General features: G+C 74.7%; 1 protein-coding gene. It reads right to left on the bottom strand.

Annotation, left to right across the window (positions count from 1 at the left end):
• Nucleotides 1-689 (bottom strand): aldehyde dehydrogenase family protein (locus CVH10_RS16875; protein WP_369335839.1); only part of this gene is annotated, 689 nt, incomplete at both ends.

The following is a 689-nucleotide window of genomic DNA, read 5'->3' as shown; positions in this document are numbered from 1 at the left end:
GCGTCGCGCACCAGCGCCTGGCCGACCTCGCGGCCGGAGCCGTAGAGCAGCGAGAACACGCCCTCGGGCAGCTCGCATTTGGCCACGGCGCGCTGCACGGCGCGGCCGACCAGCTCGGAGGTGCCGGGGTGGGCGGAGTGGGCCTTGACCACCACCGGGCAGCCGGCGGCCAGCGCCGAGGCGGTGTCGCCGCCGGCCACGGAGAACGCCAGCGGGAAGTTGGAGGCGCCGAACACGGCCACCGGGCCCAGGGCGATATGACGCTGGCGCAGGTCGACGCGAGGCATCGGCTGACGCTCCGGCAGCGCCGGATCGAGGCGCACGTCGAGCCACTCGCCGGCGCGCACGACCTTGGCGAACAGGCGCAGCTGGCCGCAGGTGCGGCCGCGCTCGCCTTCCAGGCGGGCCCGCGGCAGGCCGGACTCGGCCATGGCGCGCGTGATCAGGTCATCGCCGATGGCCTCGATCTCGTCGGCCACGGTCTCGAGGAACGCGGCGCGGGCCTCGAGGCCGGTCTCGCGGTAGGCGTCGAAGGCGGCCCAGGCCAGCTCGCAGGCACGCTCGACCTCGGCCTGGCCACCCCCGGGATAGACCGGGGACAGGGTCTCGCCGGTGGCGGGATCGACGGCCTGGATCGCCTTGCCGTCGCTGAGCACGGCCTGCTGGCCGATCAGTTGCTTGCCTTCCAG

The sequence above is a fragment of the Halomonas sp. ND22Bw genome (assembly GCF_003011945.1).
Classification (GTDB): Bacteria; Pseudomonadota; Gammaproteobacteria; order Pseudomonadales; family Halomonadaceae; genus Halomonas; species Halomonas halophila.
The sequence above is the reverse complement of the archived record's forward strand: the minus strand, read 5'-3'. Positions and strand labels throughout refer to the sequence as shown.